The following is a 20,441-nucleotide window of genomic DNA, read 5'->3' on the forward strand; positions in this document are numbered from 1 at the left end:
GTTCTTGAATGACGGACCCGGACCGATCGAGCATAGGGTGGGGAGGGGGGCGGCGCAAGGTGAGGCGCCGCCCGTATGGCGCCGGGCGTGACGCGGCGATACAAGGCCGCCATGTCGCTCGACCCGCGCATCTCCGACAGCCCCCTGGTGCGCGGTGTAGGCGATCTCACGAGCTGGTTCCGCGACCGCGAGCGGCCGGCCTCCGAGTGGAAGGTGGGCCTCGAGCAGGAGAAGGTCGGCCTCGTGGCCGGCACGCTCGACCCGGTGCCCTACGACGGCCCCCGCGGGATCGCCGCCCTCCTGCGCGGGTTCGAGCGGTACGACTACGCGCCGGTCGAGGACGAGGGGCACGTCATCGCCGCCCAGAAGGACGGGCTCACCATCTCCATCGAGCCGGGCGGCCAGCTCGAGCTGTCGGGGCGGCCCTTCCAGGACGTCCACGTGGTCGCGGCCGAGCTCGACCGCCATCTCGCCAAGTGCCGGGTGCTGGGCGAGGAGCTCGGGATCGAGCTGCTGGCGGTGGGGTACCGGCCCTGGGGCACGCCCGCCACCGCGCCGTGGATGCCGAAGTCGCGCTACCTCGTCATGCGGCCGTTCCTCGCGGCGCGGGGCCGCCGCGGCGAGGACATGATGGCCATGACCGCCTCGGTGCAGGCCTCCTACGACTTCGGCTCCGAGCGCGACATGGCCGAGAAGCTGCGCGTGGCGCTGGCGGTCCAGCCGGCGGTGGTGGCGCTCTACGCGAACGCGCCCTTCGTCGACGGGGCGCCGTGCGGCTGGAAGAGCTTCCGGGCGGCGGTGTGGGAGGACGTGGACCGCGCCCGCTCCGGGCTGCTCCCGTTCGCGTTCGAGCCGGGCTTCCTGGAGGACCCCTACCGGCGGTACGTGGAGTGGGCGCTCGACGTCCCGATGATCTTCCTCAGGCGCGACGGCCGCTACCTCGACCCGGGCGGCCAGACCTTCCGCGCCTTCCTGGCGGGCGGCCTGCACGGCACGCGCCCCACCCTCGCCGACTGGGAGGATCACCTCAGCACGCTCTTCCCCGAGGTGCGGGTGAAGGGGGTGGTGGAGGTGCGCGGCGCCGACGCCTGCGACGCCGCCATGACGAAGGGCCTCACCGCCTTCTGGAAGGGCCTCCTCTACGACCGGACCGCGCGCGCCGACGCGTTCGCGCTGGTGAGCGGCCTCTCCCTCGACGAGCGCCGCTCGCTGACCCTCGCGGCCGGTCGCGAGGGGCTCGAGGCGCGCCTGCCCGACGGGCGGACGCTGGCGCGGCTGGCGGGCGAGCTGGTCGAGCTCTCCGCGGCCGGCCTGTGCCGCCAGAAGTGCTGCGGGCAGCAGGGGCAGGACGAGCGCGTCTTCCTCGACCCCCTGCGGGCGCGCGCCGCGTCCGGCCGCTCGCCGGCGGACGACGCGCTGGCCGCTTTCGCGGGCGGCGGCGCTCGCGCGCTGGCGGCGCACCTCCGCGTGGCGTGACCGCCGGGGCCGGCGCGCCGCGCGCTCAGTGCTCGTGGGTCACGAACCGCAGCGCCCACATGAGCACCACGCCCGTGAGCAGCGCGGCGGAGAGCTTCAGCTTGGACTCGCCGCGCCGGTGCAGGTCGGGGAGGATGTCCGAGAGCGCGAGGTGGAGGAAGGTGCCCGAGCTCGCGGCGAGCGCGAAGGCCGTGAAGCGCTCGGTGTGGAGCAGATCGCGCAGCGCGAGGTAGAGCGCGGCCCCGAGCGGCACGGTGAGCGAGAAGGCGGCGTTCATCGCCAGCGCCCGGCGCCGGGAGTACCCCTCGGCGCGGAGGATGGCGGAGAGCGAGAACGACGACGGCACCTTGTGCGCCAGGATGGCGAGGAACACCAGGAAGCCGAGCGCGCGCTCGGTGGAGGCCGCGCCCAGCGCGAAGCCGTCGATCATGGTGTGCAGGGACAGCCCGACGAAGGCGGCCAGGCCGACCGTGTGCACGGCGCAGCCGGTCCCCTCGCACGGCTCGCCGTGGCCGTGGACGTGCGGGTGAGGGTGCGGCGGCGGCGCGGCGGCCTCGCTCGCCAGCACCTCGAGGGCGGCCGGCCCGGGCTCGGCGCACACGTGCACCAGCACGAAGCGCTCGAGCAGGAACAGGAACAGGAACCCGAGCAGCACGAACGGGACCGACGCCATCCCGGCGCTCTCCACCGCCTCCGGCAGCATGTGGAAGAAGGCGGCGCCCAGCATGACGCCGGCGGAGAAGGAGAGGAACGCGTCGTTGCGCCGGGCGTTGCCGAGGAGCGGCAGCGCCCCGCCGGCCAGCGCCGCCACCAGGATCGCCCCGGCGTAGAAGGCGAGCAGCACCGGCTGTGTCATCGGAGCCTCAGGGCGCGGAGGCGGCGGGCGAGCGTGCCGCGGTCGATGCCGAGCACCCGCGCCGCGTCGGCGCGCACGCCGGCGGCGCGCGCCAGCGCGGCGGCGAGCAGCGGCCGCTCCACCTCGCGCAGCACCGCCTGGTAGAGGCCGGTGGCGCGGTGCCCCTGCAGCTGCGCGTAGAAGACGTCGACCCGCCGGCGGATCTCCCACTCGAGCGGGAGCGGCTGCGCGAGTCGCCCGTCCACCAGATCGAAGGCCGCCCGCGTCAGGAGCGCGAGCCCCTCGGCCGGGGAGGCGGCGCGCGTCACCTCGGCGCCGGCGGCGGCGCAGGCGCGCTCGAGCGCCGCCGGCGCGTCCGGGAGGAGGAGCGCCCGCACTAGTGGAGCTCCTCGCCGGCCGCGCCCTCGGCGGCCGCCGCGGGCGCGAACGCCTCGCCGTCGTCGGGGAAGTGGAGGTCGATGAGGCGCCGCACGTCGTCCGCGGTCTCGAGCCGGTCGGCGTCGCGCCGGAAGTGCAGGCCGCCGCGCCGGCCGCGCGTGTACCAGAGGAGGTGCTTGCGGAGCTCGCGCAGCGCGTGGCGCTCCGCGGCGTCGGCCGCCTCCGCCGGGAGCTGCCGGCGGCGGTGCTCGATCTGGAGCGCCACGTGGCGCAGCACCACCTCCGCCCACGCGCCGCGGGTGGGCGGGGGCGGCGGCGCCTCGCCGCGCTCGGCGGCCCGGAGCTCGCTGAAGATCCAGGGGTTCCCGCAGGCGCCGCGCGCCACCAGCACCGCGTCGCAGCCGGTCTCGGCGCGCATGCGCAACGCGTCCGCGGCGGTCCACACGTCGCCCGACCCCAGCACCGGGATGGAGACGGCCCGCTTCACCGCCGCCACGAACTCCCAGCGCGCCTGGCCGGCGTAGCCCTGGGCGCGGGTGCGGCCGTGGAGCGCCACGGCGCTCGCGCCGCCGGCCTCGGCCGCGCGCGCCACCTCGACGCAGTTGAGGTTCGCGTCGTCCCAGCCGGCGCGGATCTTGACCGAGACCGGCACCCCGCCCGCCTCGCGCACCGCGCGGACGGCCGCCTCCACCGCGGCGGGGTCGCGGGCGAGCGACGCGCCGGCGCCCGTGCCGCAGACCTTCTTCACCGGGCAGGCCATGTTGATGTCGACGAGCCCTGCGCCGTGGCGGACCGCCGCCTCGGCGCCGCGGGCGAGCGCGTCCGGCTCGGCGGCGAAGATCTGCACGGCGAACGGGACCTCCTCCGGGTCGCGGTCGAGGTAGGAGAGCGTCTGGCGCGTCTCGTGGAGGAGCCCGTGCGCCGAGACCATCTCGGTGTAGGCGAAGGCCGCCCCCATGTCGCGGCAGATCTTGCGGAACGGCCGGTCGGAGACGCCGGCGAGCGGCGCCAGGAAGAATCGCCCGGCGAAGCGGTGGGGGCCGATGTGCACGTGGTTCCTCTCGCGCCCGTCCGCCTGGGGCGGCGGCAGCTCGCGGGCGCGCCGCACCCCGGGCCGGTTCGTGTTAAGCCGTCGCGAGAGCATGCGCAAGCTCGGCGCGAGGTGGGCGGCGGTGGCGCTCCTGTGGCTGGCGGCCCCGGGCCCGGCCGGCGCCGCCGCGCGTGCGTACCCCGATCACGTCACCCTCGTCTACACCGCCGATCTGTTCGGCACCCTGGAGCCGTGCGGCTGCAGCCAGGACCAGCGGGGCGGGCTCGCCCGCATGGCGGCCGCCCTCGCGCGCATCCGGGCGGAGGGGCAGCCGGTCTTCTTCGTCGCCGGCGGCGACCTGCTCTTCGAGGGGCGGCCCGCGGGCGACCTCGCCGTCCAGCAGGAGCTCGCCGCCCGGACGGCGGCCCGCGCGCTGGCCGCGATGCGCCTCGACGCGTTCGCGCCGGGCGAGCGCGACCTGGTCCTCGGGCCCGCCTTCCTCCGCGGGCTGGCGCTGCCCGCGGGCGACCGGTTCACGCTCCGCGCCGGCGGCCGGCCGCTCGTCGCGCTCGGCCCACCCGGCGCGGTGCCGGCGGCGCCGGTGCGGATCGGCCTCGTCCACGAGGGCGGCACGCGCGCCGCCGCGGCGCGGGCGGAGGAGGCCCGGCGCGAGGGGCTCGCGCTGCTCCTCGCCTCCCACCGCGGCGAGGTCCTCGAGGACGACGTGAACCGCGCGGCGCTCGAGGGTCCGGTGCCGGTGGTGCAGGTGCAGGGGCGGGGGCAGTCGCTGGCGCGCGTCGACCTCTACCTGCGCGGCGACCTCGCCCGGGGCTTCACCGCGCTGCCGGACGCGGCCGCTCGCGACGAGGAGCTCGAGCTGCTCGAGCTCCGGACCGCCGACTACGCCCGCCGCCGGGCGGGCGCCCTCGCCTCCGGCGCGGCCGAGCTGGCCCGCGCCCTCGACGGGAAGCTGGCCGAGCTCGCGGCGCGCGCGCGGGAGGTGCGGGCGCGCCCCGTCCCGGAGCCCCCGCGCGATCGCCCCTCGCTGGTGGTGAGCTTCGTCGCGCTCGGCGAGCGCCTGCCGCAGGATCCCCGCGTCCGCGCGATCCTCGACCGGCACCACGCCGAGGTGGCGCGCCAGAACCTCGCCCGGGCCCGCGCCGCGCCGCGGCCGTGCCCGGCGCCCGCGGCCGGGGCGGCGGCCTACGTCGGCACCGACGAGGCGCCGCGCGGCGCGGTCTCCTCGTGCAAGGGGTGCCACCCGGAGGCGGTCGCGCAGTGGGAGACCACGCGCCACGCGCGCGCCTGGGCGACGCTGGTGCGGGTGGGCCGGGAGCACGACCTCGCCTGCGTGGGGTGCCACGTCACGGGCTGGCGGGAGCCCGGGGGCGCGTGCGACATCGCCGCGGTCGAGGGCCGGCGCGACGTGCAGTGCGAGGCGTGCCACGGGCCGGCCAGCCTCCACGCGCTGGATCCGCCCGGGCACCTGGTGCGGCGTCCGGGTGAGGCGGTCTGCCGGGGTTGCCACACACCCGAGCACTCGACGAGGTTCGAGCTGCGGAGCTACCTCCAGGGCGTGATCGGCGCCGGGCACGGGGACGGGCTCCGCGGCCGAGATGGGCCTCCCTGATCCGTGGGACAGGGTGCGACGCGAGCAGGCAGGCGACCTGACGGGTGATTTCCCTTCGGCTGCCCTTGCCGGTACCATGATCCCCAACGAGGCCACTGGCTGGCCGAGGCCTCGATACGCAGCCAAGGAAGCGCATGATCCGAATGAAGCCGCTGGTGTTTTGCGCGCTCGTCGCCCTCGCGGGCGGCGCAGCCCTCGCCGCCGAGAGCCTGCCCGCGACGGGGCCGACCGACGGCACCGGATCCGCCGCCGCGCTTCCGCCCTCGCCCGGGCCCGCCCTCGCCGCCGCCGTGGCCCAGCCGGAGGTCGCCGCGGCGAAGCCGGCCGGAGACGAGGACCCGGCCGACGAGGCTGACGCCTCCGCCCCGGACGAGCCGGTCATCGACCAGGAGGTCCAGGCCGAGTCCGCCGAGCTCGAGCAGGTGCGCGCGGCCGAGGAGAAGGCGCGCGTCTCCGAGCAGGTGCCGCCCGAGGACGCCGCCGCGCGCGCCGCGGCGCGGCTCGGGCTCGAGTCGCCGCTGCGGCAGCGCCTGCGCGAGGCCTTCGGCCGCGAGAGCGGCGCCGGGCCCGAGTCGAACGGGCGCATCGCCGGGCTGCCCGAGATCGACCACGACCTGCGGCACCTCCAGGCCGAGTACGACATCCCGATCGAGGTGAACGAGCAGGTCCTCGCCTACGTCCGGTTCTTCCAGGCGCCGCTCGTCCGCAAGCACTTCGTGAAGTGGCTCGGGCGGTCGTACCGGTACATCCCGGCGTTCCGGAAGATCCTGCGCGACGAGGGGCTGCCCGAGGACACCGTGTTCCTCGCCATGATCGAGAGCGGCTTCGGCAACCTCGCCACCAGCCGCGCCAAGGCGGTGGGGCCGTGGCAGTTCATCCCCGCCACCGGCAAGCGCATGGGGCTCAAGCAGGACTTCTGGGTGGACGAGCGGCGCGACCCGGAGAAGGCCGCCCGCGCCGCCGCGAAGTACCTGAAGGAGCTGTACAAGCAGACCGGCGACTGGCGCCTGGCGTGGGCCGGCTACAACGCCGGGGTCGGCAAGATCTTCAAGGCGCGCGCGAAGGGGCAGACCGACTTCTGGTCCATGACGCGCGGCCGCGTGCTCAAGGCGGAGACGAAGGGCTACGTGCCGAAGCTCATGGCCGCGGCCATCGTCACCAAGCACCACGAGGCGTTCGGCTTCTCGAAGGAGGAGATCGAGGCCGAGGCGTGGCAGGACTACGACGAGGTGTCGATCCCCACCGCCACGCCGCTGGCGGCGGTGGCGCAAGCGGCGGAGCTGCCGGAGAAGGCGCTGCTCGAGCTCAACCCCGAGCTGCGCCGCACCTGCACCCCGCCGCGCGCGTACACGCTCAAGCTCCCGCGCGGCCAGAAGGAGGCGTTCGCCAGGAACTGGCCGGGCGTCTCCGAGACCGTGGGCAAGCTGGCCTTCGCCCAGCACCGCGTCGGCCGCGGCGAGTCGCTCCGGGCGATCGCGAGGACGTACCGCGTCGACGAGGTCGCCATCGCGCGCGTCAACGGGCTGCGGCCCGCGCGGCACGTGAAGGCCGGGACCGAGCTCGTCATCCCGCTCAACGCGCTCGCCCGCAACCAGGGCGTGGCGTTCGCGTCGGCCGAGCGCGCCTCGCAGGCGGCGGAGCCGCGGGCGCGGCGCACCGCGGGCCGCAAGGTCGTGGCGGCCGCCGGCACCTCGGCGCGGCAGGCGGACGCCGGCTCGGCCGGCCGCCAGCGCGCGACGGTGCAGGTGCGCTCGGGCGACACGCTCTGGAGCCTGGCGCGCCGGTTCGGCGTGGCGGTGGAGGAGCTCTGCCGCTGGAACGGCATCCGCAACCCGCGCAGCTTCAAGCTGCAGGCGGGGCGCGCGCTGGTGGTGTACCCGCCGGCGCGCCCGAGCCGGTCCGCCGAGGCGGCCCCCATCCGCGCCGCCGCGGCGGGGTAGACCGCTCACCCGCAGTCATGCCGCGCTGCGCCGGACCCGCGGTACGCCCTGCTACGGGCGTCTGGACCGGTCGTGGGGAATGTAGTACGAACGGCGACCGGTCGAGCCACCCCCCTGGCTTTCGTAGCGGCTCGACTGAATAGACCGCGCTCGCCCCGCGTCTGGGCGGTGAGGTCACCTTCTCAAGAGAAAGGGTCCACCATGAAGCGCATCGTCACTGCCCTCTTCGCCGTCGCGTTCGCCACCACCGCCCTCGCCGCCGACGGGGCCGCGCTGTACGCCTCGAAGTGCAAGGCCTGCCACGGCGCCGCCGGCGAGGGCGCCAAGATGGCTCCCAACGCCATCGCGGGCATGCCGGCCGATCAGGTGAAGAAGGCGATCACCGAGGGCAAGGGCAAGATGAAGCCGGTCAAGGTCGACGACGCCGACGCCGTCGCCGCGTACGTGGCCGGCCTGAAGAAGTAAGGTCGCGCGAGACGCTGCATGGAAGGGCCGCGGGGCAACCCGCGGCCCTTTTTTGCATGGGCTCCGGTTCCCTCTCCCCGCCGGCGCCTCATGATTGGGCACAAGTCTCCCCCTCGGCGCGTCGCAGCCAGCCGAGAGGTGCGTGGCCGTTCTGCGGTCGCCGCTTCGATGTACCAGGGCACCGTCCGGCGAGCGGCGCCGGCGAGGCGTAACCTCCGCGTACGCGGCGCCGTCCGCGAGATCGGCTCACGATCCGGTGCCGTGCCGGCCCGGCGTCGACGTCGAGCCAGCGGTCTGCGCGCGCTCGCCGCAAGCCCCAGAAGTGCTTCCGCCAGCGATAGCTGGAGCGCTCCGGTCCGCATCCTTCCGGAACTGCTCCATGTGCTCCCGCCCGAAGACGTGCTCCGCGTGCAGGGAATTGTGATTGCGGCAAACCAGTCTCAGGTTCCCGGCGGTGCTGCGACCGCCGAGCGCCACGGGCTCGATGTGGTCGAGCTCCAGCATCCAGGTACTCCCGCAGCGGCGGCCATCGGGTGAGCACCAGGCGCAGCGCCCGCCGTCCCTCTTCCAGACCTCCCGACGCACCGCGGCCGGGATGGGCTCGCGCGTGCCTGGAACGGGCACAGGCGCCTTCTCCGCCGGCTCGGGGCTCTTCCGCTGGCGCGAGGGCTCAACCGCGCCGCGGCGCTTGCCGTGCTTTTCGATCGCGCACTTCACCGCTTCGCGAAGAAGTGCGCCGAGCTCGCCGTTCCGGACCTTGTGGGCGAGGAGCGTCTTCAGCTGGTCGAGGTCCTTCTTCAGCTCGGCGTCGACGGTGACCCGCAGCGAGTAAGTCTGGGCGTCGACGGGCTCGAGCTTGGCGCGGCACGCAGGCCGCGGCGCCTGAAGCTGCGGCGGGCGCGCCTGCGCCACGGTCGATTCGAGACTCAGGTCATCCACCGGGATCTCCCCGGGCTGTAGGGCGGGGGCTCGTCCCCCGCCGCGGTCGAGCTCGAGGCACCCCGCTTCGATCGGCTTCGAGAGCGCAACGGGCGCCTGTTCCGCCCTCGGCAGCCGCCGCAGCCCCTCCCGCGGAGCCAGCCGCGGCTGCAGCGACGCGACGAGCTGCTCGGTCTCCACCTTGGTCTTGTACGCGGCTCGCTGGACGAGATTCTCCCAGTTCGCCTCGGTGAGCACAGGTCCGAGCACTGCCGCGGTGGACAGCGAGAGCCGCCCGTCGCGCAGCGGCTCCGCGAGCCCCGGGAGCCGGCGCAGCACGCGCATGGCGTTGATGCGCCGGCCCGCGGCGCCCTCGCTGAGGTGGAGGGCGCGGACGCACCACTCCCAGAGAGACGGATACCCGGCCTCAGCCCAGGCCCGGCGCTGGTCGAAGACGTCGAGGTAGAGGAGGAACTCGACCTGCGTGTGGCGCTCATGTCCGGCCAGCTCGGCCAGGCGAAGCGAGAGCGCGGCGGTGTCGAGGCAGGCGGGAACGGCGTCGGTCATGGAGACCTCCCAGTGCGTGTCCGACGGTAACACGCAGTTTTCGGGCGTCCGGGAAGGCCCCTGGCCGCTGTGCCTGCGCGTTTTCGCAGGTGCTCCGCCGAGCTCTCCTTCGGCAGCGCCGAGCGCCCCCGCACGCCCAGGGCACGGCGCAGTGGCGGGCGGTTCTGAAGAGGCGTCAGGGCGCGAGCGCTCTCTGCCGTGAAAGCGGTCAAGCACGAATCGCACTCACAGTCGGGGCGTGTGCAGCGGGCGAAACATCGTTCACCCTCGGAGAACCATCGTAAGCCGGGCACGCGGCATCGCCTCGTACGCGCGCCACCGCCTCGCGTGCGACGCCCGACCCACAGCGGCGCCCGCCAGCGCGGCACCGCCCGCCCACCTGCCGCGCCCCGTCTCAGCCCAAATCCGCCGGCCGGCGCATGCCGCTCCACCCTGCTGGGCCGCATGCCCTCTTGAAGATGTGAGGGAGCTGAGCCGCTGCGCGGGGCGAGGGGAGCAGGCCCCGCCCTTCAGCTCAGCGCCCGCGCCGGCTCGATGCGGGCGGCGGCGGCGGCGGGGGCGAGGGCGCCCAGCGCGGCGGCGAGCGTCGCCACCGCCACGCCGGCGAGGGACATCCAGGGCGCGAACGCGAAGAGGGTGTCGGGGCGGAACGGGAAGTCCGGCAGGGCCCGGGCCAGCGCCGCGTCGGCGGCGAGCGCGAGGAGGCGGGCCGCGAGCGCGCCCAGCACGCCGCCGGCGAAGCCCACCAGGCCGGCCTCCGCCACCAAGAGCGCGCGGACGTCGCCCGGCCGCGCCCCCACCGCGAGCAGCACGGCGAGGTCCTTCGCCCGCGCCCGGACGCTCGCGAAGAGCGACTGCGCGATGGCGAGCGCCGCCAGGGCGCAGAGCACGAGCGCGAGGAACGCCAGGCCGCCGGTCGCGAGCGCCACCGCCGCGCCGACCCGCTCGGCGGAGGCGCGCTCCCCCTCGTCCACCGCCAGGCCCATGCGCCGCACCGCCCGCGCCACCCCCGGCACGTCCTGCGGGGCGGCGGCGAGGAGCGTCACCGCGGTGTAGCCCTGGTCGGGCTTGCCGTACTCGCGGTGCAGGCGGCGCACCGCCTCGAGGGGCAGCGCGGCGGCGTAGAGCGGCACGCGGTCGGAGAGGCCGGCCAGCAGGAGCCGCCCGTCGTAGACGCGATCCTCGGTCTTCTGCGGCACCATCGAGAAGCCCACCCGCACCGGGAGCTGCAGGCCGACGAGCGCCGGGCCGGCCGGGAGCCGCCGCACGTTCCAGGCGGGCGCGATGGTGCGGTTGTAGACCTCGATCAGCCGGCGCGAGAGGACCACCGGGATGGCGCCGCCCGGCCCCGGGTCGTCGAAGGGTGCGCCGGGCGGCAGGTCCTGGGCGACGAGCCCGCGCGGCACGCCCAGCGCCGGGATCTGGATCACGAGCGAGGGCGGCCAGTTCACCGCCAGCCCCTCCGGCGCGCGGGTGGCCGCGAGCGGGACCCGCAGCGCGAGCTTGGGCCAGGCGTCGGCCACGCCCGGGAGCGCGCGGAGCCGCGCCAGCGTCGCGTCGTCGAGCCGCCCCCCGCCGAGCACGCCGGAGAGCGAGACCGCCGGCGGCACCACCTCGACCAGGCGCGCGTCGCTCGGGAAGACCCGCCGGGCGGCCTGCGTCACGCCCGCCCCGAGCGCGAGGAAGAAGACCAGCGCCGCCGCGCCGACCGCGACGGCGCCGCCGTTGAGCAGCGCCCCGCGCCGGTCGGCGGCGAGGTCCTGGCGCGCCAGGTGGAGGAGCCCGCGCAGCCTCATGCCGGCCGGAGCCTCCCGCGCTCCAGGAGCAGCGCGCGATCGGCCGCGGCCGTGACGCGCTCCTCGTGCGTCGCGACCAGCACGGTGAGCCCCTCGGCGGCGAGCGCGCGGAAGAGGGCGATGACCCCGGCGCCGGTCACGGCGTCGAGGTTGCCGGTCGGCTCGTCGGCGAGGAGCAGGCGGGGCCCGGCGAAGAGCGCGCGCGCCACCGCCACCCGCTGCCGCTCGCCGCCCGAGAGCCGCGCCGGGCGCTGCTCCGCCTTCTCCGCCAGGCCCACGCGCGCCAGCGCCGCCCGCCCGGCGGCGGCGAGCGCGCGCGGCGCCGGGGCCGGTCCGGCTGGCCGGAACCAGGCTGGCAGGCAGACGTTCTCCAGCGCGGAGAGCCCGGGCAGGAGGTTGAAGGCCTGGAAGACGAACCCCACGGTGGCGTTGCGGAAGCGCGCCCGCCCGGCGGGGGTGAGCGCGCGCAGCTCCTCGCCCGCGACCCGCGCCTCGCCCTCGAACGCGGCGTCGAGCGCGCCCACGATGTGGAGCAGGGTGGACTTCCCCGAGCCGGAGGCGCCCTGCAGCGCCACCAGCTCGCCCGGCGCGACGTCGAGGTCCAGGCCGTCGAGCACCGTCAGCGAGGCCGGACCGTCCTGGAAGCGCTTGACCAGGCCGCGGACGCGGATCACGGCGCCGCCTCCGGCGGCCGCGCCTCGACCACCAGCTCGAGCCGGGCGGCCTCCGCCGTCACCTCGGCCCGCGCCGAGGCGGCGAGGAGCCGCGCGGCGGGATCGACGAGGCGGTCCGCCAGCGAGCGCATCACGAAGGCGTCCGGCCCGGAGCCGTACGCGGCGGCGGGCAGGGCGCGGAAGGCGGCGACGAGCTGGCCGAAGTCGATCACCGCGCCGCTCGCGCCGGGGGCGAGGGCGCGGCGGGCGTCGGCCGTCGGAGCCGCGTCCCCGCGGGCGCCGCCGCCGAGGAGCTGCTCGAGCCGGCCCGGGCCGCCCGCGACGAGGAGCCGCCGCCCGTCCAGGGCGACGTCGAGGGCGAGCGGCCCGCGCGCGAAGCGCCAGCCGGCGCCGCCGGGGCCGCGCGCCGCGGCGGTGAACCCGAGCGCCGGGGCGGCCGCGGCCAGGCGCGCGAGCGCCGCCCGGGCCCGCGCCTCGTCCTGCACCGCCAGCGCCGCCGTGAGGTGGGCGAGGCGGAACGGATCGCCCGTCACGGCGCCCTCCGCCCCGCGCGAGACCGCCGCCACGTCGAAGGTGGGCGCCAGCGCCAGCGCCGCCGTCGCGCCGGGGGCGAGCAGGCCGAGGAGGTCGCGCTCGGGGTCGAGGCCGGCGCGCGCGAGCGCGGCCTGGACGCCCGGCGCCGCCCAGAGCGCGCGGCGCAGGAGCGGGGCGGGGTCGCCGGCGAGCCGCCCGGCGAGGAACGCGTCGGGCGGCCGACCCGGCAGCTCGACGGCGGCGGCGCCGGAAGGCGGCGCGAGCGCGGCGCCCCAGAGCTGGCGCCGCTCCTGGCCGAGCAGGAGCACCGCGTCCACCTGGAGCCGGGTCGCCGCCGCGGACAGGGCGGCCGCCGCGCCCTCGCGCAGCGCGGGCCAGCGCGCCACGGCGGGCGAGCCGGGCGGCGCGAAGAGCAGCGCCGTCCGCTCTCCGCCGAGCGCGGCGCGCGCCCGGGCGAAGGGGGCGCTGCGCTCGAGCGGGGCGGACCTGGCCGCGGCGGCCAGCGCCGCCAGGCGGTCCGGCGCGCCGGGCCCGGCGGCGAGGAGCGCGTGGCCGCCCGCCACGAGCAGCGCCAGCGCCACCGGCTGGCCGGCGGCCCGGAAGGCCGTCACCTCGAACCCGCCCGCGCGGGTCGGCTCGCGCCGGCCGGCGCCGAGCCGGTCCTGGGCGAGGCGCCCGACGGTGTCCGCGAGCTTCGCCGCGTCGGCGACGGGCAGGACGAGCACGAGCTCCCCGGTCGCGGTGCGCGCGGCGGCGAGCCCGCGCTCCGGGTCGAGCCCGGCCGCCGCCAGCGCCAGCGGGTCGAGGGGGTCGAGCCCGAGCTGCGCCTTGGCGGCGGCGAGGGCGTCGGCGAGGTCGGCCGCGGCAGGGAAGGTGAGGACCGTCCGGAGCAGGGCGACCGCCTGCTCCTGGGCGGCGCGCAGCCGCGGCACCACCACCACCAGCGGGACGTCGGCCGGGAGGAGCCGCTCCGGCGGGGCCGCCGCGGGCCCGCCGCAGCGGCCGCAGCCGCTGGCGGCCAGGAGGAGCAGGGCCGCCAGCGCCGGACGGTTGCGCATGCGGGATCTCTACCATGTATAAAGCGCGCCCATGATCTTCTCGGCCGCCGACGACGGCGCCCTCGCCCTCGATCTCCTGCCCGACTGGCGCGCGCTCCTGGGGGAGCGCGCGGACCGGCTCGAGCTCGAGATCGGCTCGGGGCACGGGGGGTTCGCGCTCGGCTTCGCCCGCGCGCAGCCAGACCGGGCGCTCGTCGCCATCGAGCAGCGGCGCAAGTTCGCCGACGAGCTGCGCGACCGGGCGGCGCAGCGCGGCCACGCCAACCTGGTCGTCATCACCGGCGACGGCCGGCTCCTGGCGCCGCGGCTGTTCCGCGCCGGGTCGCTCGCCGCCGTGCACGTCCACTTCCCCGACCCGTGGTGGAAGCGGCGCCACCACCGGCGGCGGCTGGTGGACGACGGGATGTCCCAGCTCCTCTTCGGCCTGCTCGCGCCGGGCGGGCTGTGCGACTTCCGCACCGACGTGGAGCGGTACGCGCTGGAGGCGGTGGAGCGCCTCGAGGCGATCGGCTTCGAGAACGAGGCGGGCCCCGGCGGCTTCTCGGACCGGCCGGAGGGCGAGATCCCCTCCACCCGCGAGAAGCGCTACCTCGCCACGGGGCACCCGGTCTGGCGGCTGCGCCTGCGAAAGCCCGCGGCCGGCGCGCCCGCGCCGCGGCATACTGGAGCGCCATGACGGCCCGCCTCCGCCTCGCCCCGCTCCTCGCCGGGGCCCTCCTCGCCGCCGCGGCCTGCGCGCAGCGCGAGGGCTCGCCCGAGGCCGCCTACCGCGCCTTCGTCCGGGCGGTGGCGGACCGCGACGGCGACCGCGCCTGGGCGCTCCTCTCCGGCGACACGCAGGCGTGGCTCGACGCGCGCGCCCGCGAGGCGGCGGCGCACGCGCCGGGGGTCGTCCCGCCGAGCGGCCGCGACCTGCTCCTCGGGGACGCGGCGCGCGCCTCGCGGCGGGTGGCCGAGGTGGTCGTCCGGCGCGAGTCGCGCGATCGCGCGCTGCTCGAGGTCCGGGAGGAGGGCGGCCCGGCGCGCGAGGTGGAGCTCGTGCGCGAGCGGGGCTGGAAGGTGCGGCTCCCGCCGCCCTCGTAGCGCGCGAGGGCGGTGGACCGGAGCGGGCCCGGGTGTTAAGAAAGCTCCCTTCTTTCGAGGCCCTGCCCACGATGACCGCCCTCTCCGCCGCCCAGATCCGCGACGCCTTCCTGCGCTTCTTCGAGGAGCGCGGGCACCGGCGCGTCCCATCGAGCTCGCTCGTCCCGCACAACGACCCGACGCTGCTCTTCGCGAACGCCGGGATGAACCAGTTCAAGGACGTGTTCACCGGACGCGAGACGCGCGACTACAAGCGCGCCACCACCGCCCAGAAGTGCGTCCGGGCCGGGGGCAAGCACAACGACCTCGAGAACGTGGGCTTCACCGCCCGTCACCACACGTTCTTCGAGATGATGGGCAACTTCTCCTTCGGCGACTACTTCAAGCAGGACGCGATCGCCTTCGCCTGGGAGCTCGTGACGAGCCCGAGGTGGCTCGGCATCGACCGGTCGCGGCTCGCCGCCACCGTCTTCTCCGGGGAGGGCGGCATCCCGTGGGACGAGGAGGCGTACGGGCTGTGGAAGGCTCAGGGCGTCCCCGAGGCGCGGATCTTCAAGCTCGGCGCCAAGGACAACTTCTGGGCCATGGGCGAGACCGGCCCCTGCGGCCCCTGCTCCGAGCTCCACTACTTCCAGGGCGACGACATCCCGTGCGCCGAGGAGAAGGAGGGCCGGAAGTGCCAGGGCGTCGCGTGCGACTGCGATCGCTGGCTCGAGATCTGGAACCTCGTCTTCATGCAGTTCGAGCGGAGCGCCGAGGGCGGGCTCACCCCGCTCCCCAAGCCCTCCATCGACACCGGCGCCGGCCTGGAGCGGCTGGCGGCGGTGGTGCAGGGGAAGCGCTCGAACTACGACACCGACCTCTTCCAGAACATCATCCGCGCCATCGAGCGGGTGGCGGGCAAGGCGTACCGGGCGGAGACCGACGACGGCGTCTCGATGCGCGTCATCGCCGACCACGCCCGCGCCACCACCTTCCTGGTGGGCGACGGCGTGCTGCCGTCGAACGAGGGGCGCGGCTACGTGCTCCGGCGCATCATGCGGCGCGCCATCCGCCACGGGAAGCGGCTCGGGCTGGAGCGGCCGTTCCTGGCGGAGATCTGCGGCGCGGTGATCGACGAGATGGGCGCGGCGTACCCCGAGACGCGCGAGAACCGCGCGTTCATCGAGAAGGTGGCGCTCTCCGAGGAGGAGTCGTTCCGGCGCACGCTCGACAAGGGCCTCGCCATCCTCGAGGTCGAGATGGCGCGGCTGGCCGAGGCGAAGGAGCGGATCATCCCGGGCCAGGTGGCCTTCCAGCTCTACGACACCTTCGGCTTCCCGATGGACCTCACCCGCACCATCGCCGCCGAGCGCGGGCTCACGGTGGACGAGCCGGGCTTCGACAAGCACATGGCCGAGCAGCGGGCGCGCTCGGAGTGGAAGGGCTCCGGCGAGGAGGCGGTGGGCGACCTGCACAAGCGCATCGCCGCCGAGCTGGGCGAGACGAAGTTCCTCGGGTACGACACCACCACCGCGCGGGCGGAGGTGAAGGCGCTGGTCGTGAACGGGGCGCGCGCGGCGCAGGCCGTGGCGGGCGACCGGGTCGAGGTGGTCACCGACGCGACGCCCTTCTACGGCGAGTCGGGCGGCCAGGTGGGCGACGTCGGCACCCTGGCCGGGCCGGGCGGCCGGATGGCGGTGACCGACGCGCAGCGGCCGGTCCCCGGGCTCATCGTCCACCTCGGGAAGCTGGAGGAGGGGCGGCTCGCGGTGGGCGACCTGGTCGAGCTCACGGTGGACGACGCGCGGCGCGACCTCGTGCGCGCCAACCACTCCGCGACGCACCTCCTGCACCACGCGCTGCGGCAGCGGCTGGGTGAGCACGTCAAGCAGGCGGGCTCGGTGGTCTCGCCCGACTACCTGCGCTTCGACTTCTCGCACTTCCAGCCGCTCGAGCCGGACGAGCTGCGCGACGTGGAGCGGACGGTGAACGAGCTCGTCCGCCGGAACGAGGCGGCCGACACGGCGGTGCTGGAGCTCGAGAAGGCGCGCGAGACCGGCGCCATGATGATCTTCGGCGAGAAGTACGGCGACCGCGTGCGGGTGGTGCGGCTCGGCCCCTCCAAGGAGCTGTGCGGCGGCACGCACGTGCGCCGCACCGGCGACATCGCGTTCTTCAAGATCGCGAGCGAGGAGTCGATCGCGGCCGGCGTGCGCCGCATCGTCGCCTGCACCGGCCCGCGGGCGGTCGAGCTGGCGCAGCGCACCGACGAGGAGCTCCACCACGCCGCGCGCCTGCTCAAGGCGGGCGCGTTCGAGGTGGCGCAGAAGATCGAGCAGGCGCAGAAGCGCGTGCGCGAGCTCGAGCAGGCGCTGGCCGACGCGCGCGGGCAGATGGCGGCGGCGCGCTCCGGCGACCTGGCCGGCCAGGCGCGCGAGGTGAACGGCGTGAAGGTGCTCGCCGCGCGCGTGGAGGGCGACGGGAACGCGCTGCGCGACCTCGCCGACAAGCTGCGCGACAAGCTCGGGCAGGGCGTGGTGGCCCTCGGCAGCGAGCAGGACGGCAAGGCGGTGCTGCTCGTGGCGGTGACGAAGGGGCTCACGAACCGGGTCAAGGCGGGCGACCTCGTCCGCGAGGCGGCCAAGCTCGTCGGCGGCAAGGGCGGCGGCAAGCCCGACCTCGCCCAGGCGGGTGGCCCCGACGCGGCCGGCCTCGACCAGGCGCTGGCGCGCGTCGAGGAGCTGGTGCGCGCCGCCGTCGCCTGACCGAAGACGCCGGAGGAGTCAAGGCGCGGCGCGCGACGTCCCTCGCCAGGGTCATTTGACCCCGGCGCGGGACGGGCCCTACCATCCTCGGGACGGAGGGACGCCGCACGCCGCGCAGCGCGCCGAGATCGGGGAGAGCGTCCGCGGTGGTCGATCTGGCCGCCGCCCGCGACGATCGTCGCCTGCGCGACTACCGCTCCCGCCTCGGCACGGTCCAGGAGACCAACCGGAAGGCGCTGGCGCGCCTGTTCCAGAGCGGCGTCATCTTCAGCCGCGCCGGCGCGCGGCTCGGGCGCGACCTCCTGCTGGCGCACCAGCACCTCACGAAGGTGGCCGATCTGCTCGGCCGCCTCGCCGACCTGGACCGCGGGCTCGGCCGCGACAGCGAGGCGGAGGCGCTCTACGCCCAGGTGCAGTCGCTGCTGGCGCGCACGAGCGAGCTGTCGGCGCGGTCGGACGGGCTCCTCGCGCGCGAGCGGTAGGACCGCCCAGCTCACGTGCCCGTGCTCCGCCGCCCGGGCGACGGGCGCCAGCCCTGATCCGCGCGCCCCGCAGGAGCCCGGGCGTGCCCCGCCCGGTCGCGCCGTGCGCGCGTAGAATCGCCTCGCAGCGGGGGAGCGAACCGGTGATTCACTTCGTCCTCGACGGCAGGACGGTCGTGACCGACGAGGGCCACACCGTCCTCGCCGCCTGCCGGGAGCACGGGATCTCCCTGCCGACGCTGTGCCACCTCGAGGGGCTCTCGACGGTCGCGTCGTGCCGGCTCTGCCTGGTGGAGGTGGACTCGCTCCCGCGGCCGGTCCCCGCCTGCGCCACCGCGGTCTGGGAGGGCATGCGCGTCACCACTCGCTCGGCGCGGCTCGCGCAGCACCGGCGGTCGGTGGTCGCCCTGCTCTTCGCGAACGGCGACCACGTCTGCGCCGCGTGCCCGGCCAGCGGGTGCTGCGAGCTGCAGGACCTCGCCCAGCTCCTGGGCGTCGACCACGTCGACCTGGAGCTCCCGCGCCGCGCGCGACCGGTCGACGCGAGCCGCTCCCGGTTCCTGCTCGACCCGGGGCGCTGCGTCCTGTGCACGAGGTGCGTGCGCGCCTGCGCCGAGATCGAAGGAGCGCGGACGCTCGGCCTGGCCGGGCGCGGCGCGCGCACGCGGCTCGTCACGGACGGCGGGGAGCGCTGGGGTGACAGCCCGACCTGCACCGACTGCGGGCGCTGCGCCGCGGTCTGCCCGACCGGCGCGCTGCTCGAGACCGCCACCGCCGCCCAGGGCCTCGCGGCGCGCAGCCGACCCCGCCGCACGCCGGCGCGGGCTCAGCCGGCGCCGCCGCCGCTCGCGGCGGGTGAGCCCGGCGACCGGGCGCGGCTCGCCACCGTCTGGCTCGGCGGCTGCTCCGGCTGCCACATGTCGCTCCTCGACCTCGACGAGGCGCTGCTCGCGCTCGCCTCACGGGTCGACCTGGTGTACTCGCCGCTCACCGACGCGCCGGAGCTCCCGCCCGAGGTCGACGTGTGCCTGGTGGAGGGCGCGGTGGCGACGGCGGGCGACGAGGCGGAGCTCCGCGGGGCCCGCGAGCGCGCGCGGGTCCTCGTCGCGCTCGGGGACTGCGCCTGCTTCGGGAACGTGACCGCCATGCGCGACGCCGTCGGCGGCGCCCCCGCCGTGCTGCGGCGGGCGTGGCGCGCGCCGGCCGGCGTGGACGCGGAGCTCCCCGCGCTCCTCGACCGCGTGCGGCCGGTGGCGGAGCTGGTCCCGATCGACCTCTTCCTGCCGGGTTGCCCGCCGGGCCCCGGCCTCATCCGCGCCGCCCTCGAGGAGCTGGCGGCCGGGCGGCTCCCCGCGCTCGCCGGCCAGGCTCACTTCGGGTGAGGTCGTGGGGCGCCGCGTCGTCATCGATCCCGTCACGCGCATCGAGGGGCGCTCCCGTGCCGTCATCGAGCTCGACGAGGCGGGTCGGGTCCGCGACGCCCGCGTCGAGGTGACGGCGCTGCGCGGGTTCGAGGCCGTGTGCGCCGGGCGGCCCCTGCGCGAGCTGCCGGCCCTCACGGCGCGCATCTGCGGCATCTGCCCGACGGCGCATGCGCTGGCGGCGGCCAAGGCGGGCGACGTCCTCCTGGGCGCCGCCCCACCACCCGCAGCGCGCAGGTTGCGGCGGCTGGCGATGCTGGCGCAGTTGGTCCAGTCCCACGCGCTCGCCTTCTTCTATCTGTCCGCCCCCGACTTCGTGCTCGGGTATGACGCCGAGCCTGCCCGCCGCAACTTCCTCGTCGCCGCCGAGGTCGCGCCCGGGCTCCTCCGCGACGGCGTCCTGCTGCGGCGCGTCGGGCAGGAGGTCCTCGCGCGCCTCGGGGGGCGGCGCGTGCACGCACCGTACATCGTCGCGGGCGGCGTGGCGGCGCCGCTCACGCCGTCCGATCGCGACGCGATCGCCGCCGGTTTGCCCGAGGCGCTCGCCGCGGCGGAGCGGACCCTGGCCTGGTGGGCGGCCACGCTCCCCGCACGCGCCGACGAGGCGGCCAGCTGCGGCGCGTTCGAGACCCCCTTCCTGGCGCTGGTCGGGGCGAAGGGCGAGCTCGACCCGTGCGAGGGCGCGCTCCGGCTCGTCTCCGCGGCGGGGGCGATCCTCGAGGACGGCCTCGATCCGGCGCGGTACCAGGAGCTCATCGGGGAGCGGACCGTCACGTGGAGCCGGCTCAAGCACCCCTACTGGCGATCGCTCGGGTTCCCGGCGGGAGCCTACCGGGTCGGGCCGCTGGCGCGGCTCAACGCGGTGGCGCGCTGCGGGACCCCGCGCGCCGACCGGGCGCTGCGCGAGTTCCGCGCGCTCGGGCGGGGGGCCGTGCTGTCCACGTTCCACGCCCACGGTGCCCGGCTGGTCGAGATCCTGTTCGCGCTCGAACGCATGGACGAGCTGCTCCGCGACCCGCATCTGCTCGGGCGCGAGGTCCTCGCGCCCGCGGGCGAGGCGTGCGGGGAGGCGGTCGGGGCGTGCGAGGCGCCGCGCGGCACGCTCTTCCACCACTATCGCGTGGACGCGGGGGGGCTCGTCACCTGGGCCAACCTGCTCGTCGCCACCGGTCAGAACGCCACCGCGATGGACCGCGCCGTCCGCCAGGTGGCGGCGCGCTGGGTCGACGGGCCCCGGATCACCGAGGCGCTGCGAAGTCGCGTCTCGGCGGCGATCCGCGCCTTCGACCCCTGCCTCTCCTGCTCGACCCACGCGGTGCGCGGCCCCGAGGCCGAGCTGCGCCTGGTGGGCGCCTCCGGAGAGCTCCTCGACGAGATCTGAGGCGG

At 76.4% G+C, this 20,441-nt stretch carries 17 protein-coding genes; 10 read left to right on the forward strand and 7 right to left on the reverse strand.

The genetic code is table 11. From position 1 onward, the window contains the following. The first annotated feature begins 87 nt into the window (after nt 1-87). On the forward strand, nt 88-1,476 hold the full coding sequence (locus tag HWY08_RS07450; protein ID WP_235969510.1) for a glutamate--cysteine ligase: 1,389 nt from the start codon (nt 88-90) through the stop codon (nt 1,474-1,476). 25 nt (nt 1,477-1,501) lie between these two features. Here the strand turns inward: HWY08_RS07450 and HWY08_RS07455 are convergent, their stop codons facing one another. The 3 genes from HWY08_RS07455 to dusB are packed head-to-tail and all read right to left on the reverse strand — an operon-like array spanning nt 1,502 to nt 3,854. After that, nucleotides 1,502-2,332 (reverse strand): ZIP family metal transporter, encoded by an 831-nt coding sequence (locus HWY08_RS07455; RefSeq protein WP_176064222.1) that lies wholly within the window; start codon nt 2,330-2,332, stop codon nt 1,502-1,504. Beyond that, nucleotides 2,329-2,709, reverse strand: coding sequence for a helix-turn-helix domain-containing protein (locus tag HWY08_RS07460; RefSeq protein ID WP_176064223.1), 381 nt, complete (start codon nt 2,707-2,709; stop codon nt 2,329-2,331). The genes HWY08_RS07455 and HWY08_RS07460 overlap by 4 nt, the downstream gene beginning before the upstream one ends. Next, nucleotides 2,709-3,854: a tRNA dihydrouridine synthase DusB gene (gene dusB / locus HWY08_RS07465; RefSeq protein ID WP_235969511.1), complete on the reverse strand. Its 1,146-nt coding sequence runs from the start codon at nt 3,852-3,854 to the stop codon at nt 2,709-2,711. The genes HWY08_RS07460 and dusB overlap by 1 nt, the downstream gene beginning before the upstream one ends. Here dusB and HWY08_RS07470 point away from each other — a divergent pair. From HWY08_RS07470 to HWY08_RS07480, 3 genes are all read left to right on the forward strand, one after another. Beyond that, nucleotides 3,853-5,370: a cytochrome c family protein gene (locus HWY08_RS07470; protein ID WP_176064224.1), complete on the forward strand. Its 1,518-nt coding sequence runs from the start codon at nt 3,853-3,855 to the stop codon at nt 5,368-5,370. The genes dusB and HWY08_RS07470 overlap by 2 nt on opposite strands. Before the next feature lie 134 nt (nt 5,371-5,504). After that, nucleotides 5,505-7,310 (forward strand): lytic transglycosylase domain-containing protein, encoded by a 1,806-nt coding sequence (locus HWY08_RS07475; RefSeq protein WP_176064225.1) that lies wholly within the window; start codon nt 5,505-5,507, stop codon nt 7,308-7,310. A 201-nt stretch (nt 7,311-7,511) separates the two neighbouring features. Then, on the forward strand, nt 7,512-7,775 hold the full coding sequence (locus tag HWY08_RS07480; protein WP_176064226.1) for a c-type cytochrome: 264 nt from the start codon (nt 7,512-7,514) through the stop codon (nt 7,773-7,775). A 246-nt stretch (nt 7,776-8,021) separates the two neighbouring features. Here HWY08_RS07480 and HWY08_RS07485 read toward each other — a convergent pair whose 3' ends face one another. The 4 genes from HWY08_RS07485 to HWY08_RS07500 form a co-directional block, all read right to left on the reverse strand. After that, complete coding sequence (locus HWY08_RS07485) at nt 8,022-9,260, reverse strand: HNH endonuclease (protein ID WP_176064227.1); 1,239 nt, start codon at nt 9,258-9,260, stop codon at nt 8,022-8,024. 509 nt (nt 9,261-9,769) lie between these two features. Further along, nucleotides 9,770-11,056 carry an FtsX-like permease family protein gene (locus tag HWY08_RS07490; RefSeq protein WP_176064228.1) on the reverse strand — a complete coding sequence of 429 codons (1,287 nt, stop codon included), beginning with the start codon at nt 11,054-11,056 and terminating at the stop codon, nt 9,770-9,772. Then, nucleotides 11,053-11,730: an ABC transporter ATP-binding protein gene (locus HWY08_RS07495; RefSeq protein WP_176064229.1), complete on the reverse strand. Its 678-nt coding sequence runs from the start codon at nt 11,728-11,730 to the stop codon at nt 11,053-11,055. The genes HWY08_RS07490 and HWY08_RS07495 overlap by 4 nt, the downstream gene beginning before the upstream one ends. Beyond that, nucleotides 11,727-13,322, reverse strand: a complete 1,596-nt coding sequence (locus HWY08_RS07500; RefSeq protein ID WP_176064230.1) for a hypothetical protein — start codon at nt 13,320-13,322, stop codon at nt 11,727-11,729. The genes HWY08_RS07495 and HWY08_RS07500 overlap by 4 nt, the downstream gene beginning before the upstream one ends. Before the next feature lie 31 nt (nt 13,323-13,353). On the opposite strand from HWY08_RS07500, the gene trmB reads away from it, so the two are divergent. The 6 genes from trmB (at nt 13,354) to HWY08_RS07530 (ending at nt 20,436) form a co-directional block, all read left to right on the forward strand. Then, nucleotides 13,354-13,998 carry a tRNA (guanine(46)-N(7))-methyltransferase TrmB gene (gene trmB, locus HWY08_RS07505; protein ID WP_176064231.1) on the forward strand — a complete coding sequence of 215 codons (645 nt, stop codon included), beginning with the start codon at nt 13,354-13,356 and terminating at the stop codon, nt 13,996-13,998. Further along, entirely contained in the window at nt 13,995-14,405 is a 411-nt protein-coding gene (locus HWY08_RS07510; protein ID WP_176064232.1) for a hypothetical protein, read from the forward strand. The genes trmB and HWY08_RS07510 overlap by 4 nt, the downstream gene beginning before the upstream one ends. Before the next feature lie 71 nt (nt 14,406-14,476). Further along, nucleotides 14,477-17,152, forward strand: a complete 2,676-nt coding sequence (alaS, locus tag HWY08_RS07515) for an alanine--tRNA ligase (protein WP_176064233.1) — start codon at nt 14,477-14,479, stop codon at nt 17,150-17,152. Between the two features lie 146 nt (nt 17,153-17,298). Further along, nucleotides 17,299-17,634 (forward strand): hypothetical protein, encoded by a 336-nt coding sequence (locus HWY08_RS07520; RefSeq protein ID WP_235969512.1) that lies wholly within the window; start codon nt 17,299-17,301, stop codon nt 17,632-17,634. Between the two features lie 143 nt (nt 17,635-17,777). Further along, on the forward strand, nt 17,778-19,016 hold the full coding sequence (locus tag HWY08_RS07525; protein WP_176064234.1) for an NADH-quinone oxidoreductase subunit B family protein: 1,239 nt from the start codon (nt 17,778-17,780) through the stop codon (nt 19,014-19,016). A 4-nt stretch (nt 19,017-19,020) separates the two neighbouring features. Next, entirely contained in the window at nt 19,021-20,436 is a 1,416-nt protein-coding gene (locus HWY08_RS07530) for a Ni/Fe hydrogenase subunit alpha (RefSeq protein ID WP_176064235.1), read from the forward strand. The last annotated feature ends 5 nt before the right edge of the window (nt 20,437-20,441 follow it).

This window comes from Anaeromyxobacter diazotrophicus (genome assembly GCF_013340205.1).
GTDB lineage: Bacteria > Myxococcota > Myxococcia > Myxococcales > Anaeromyxobacteraceae > Anaeromyxobacter_A > Anaeromyxobacter_A diazotrophicus.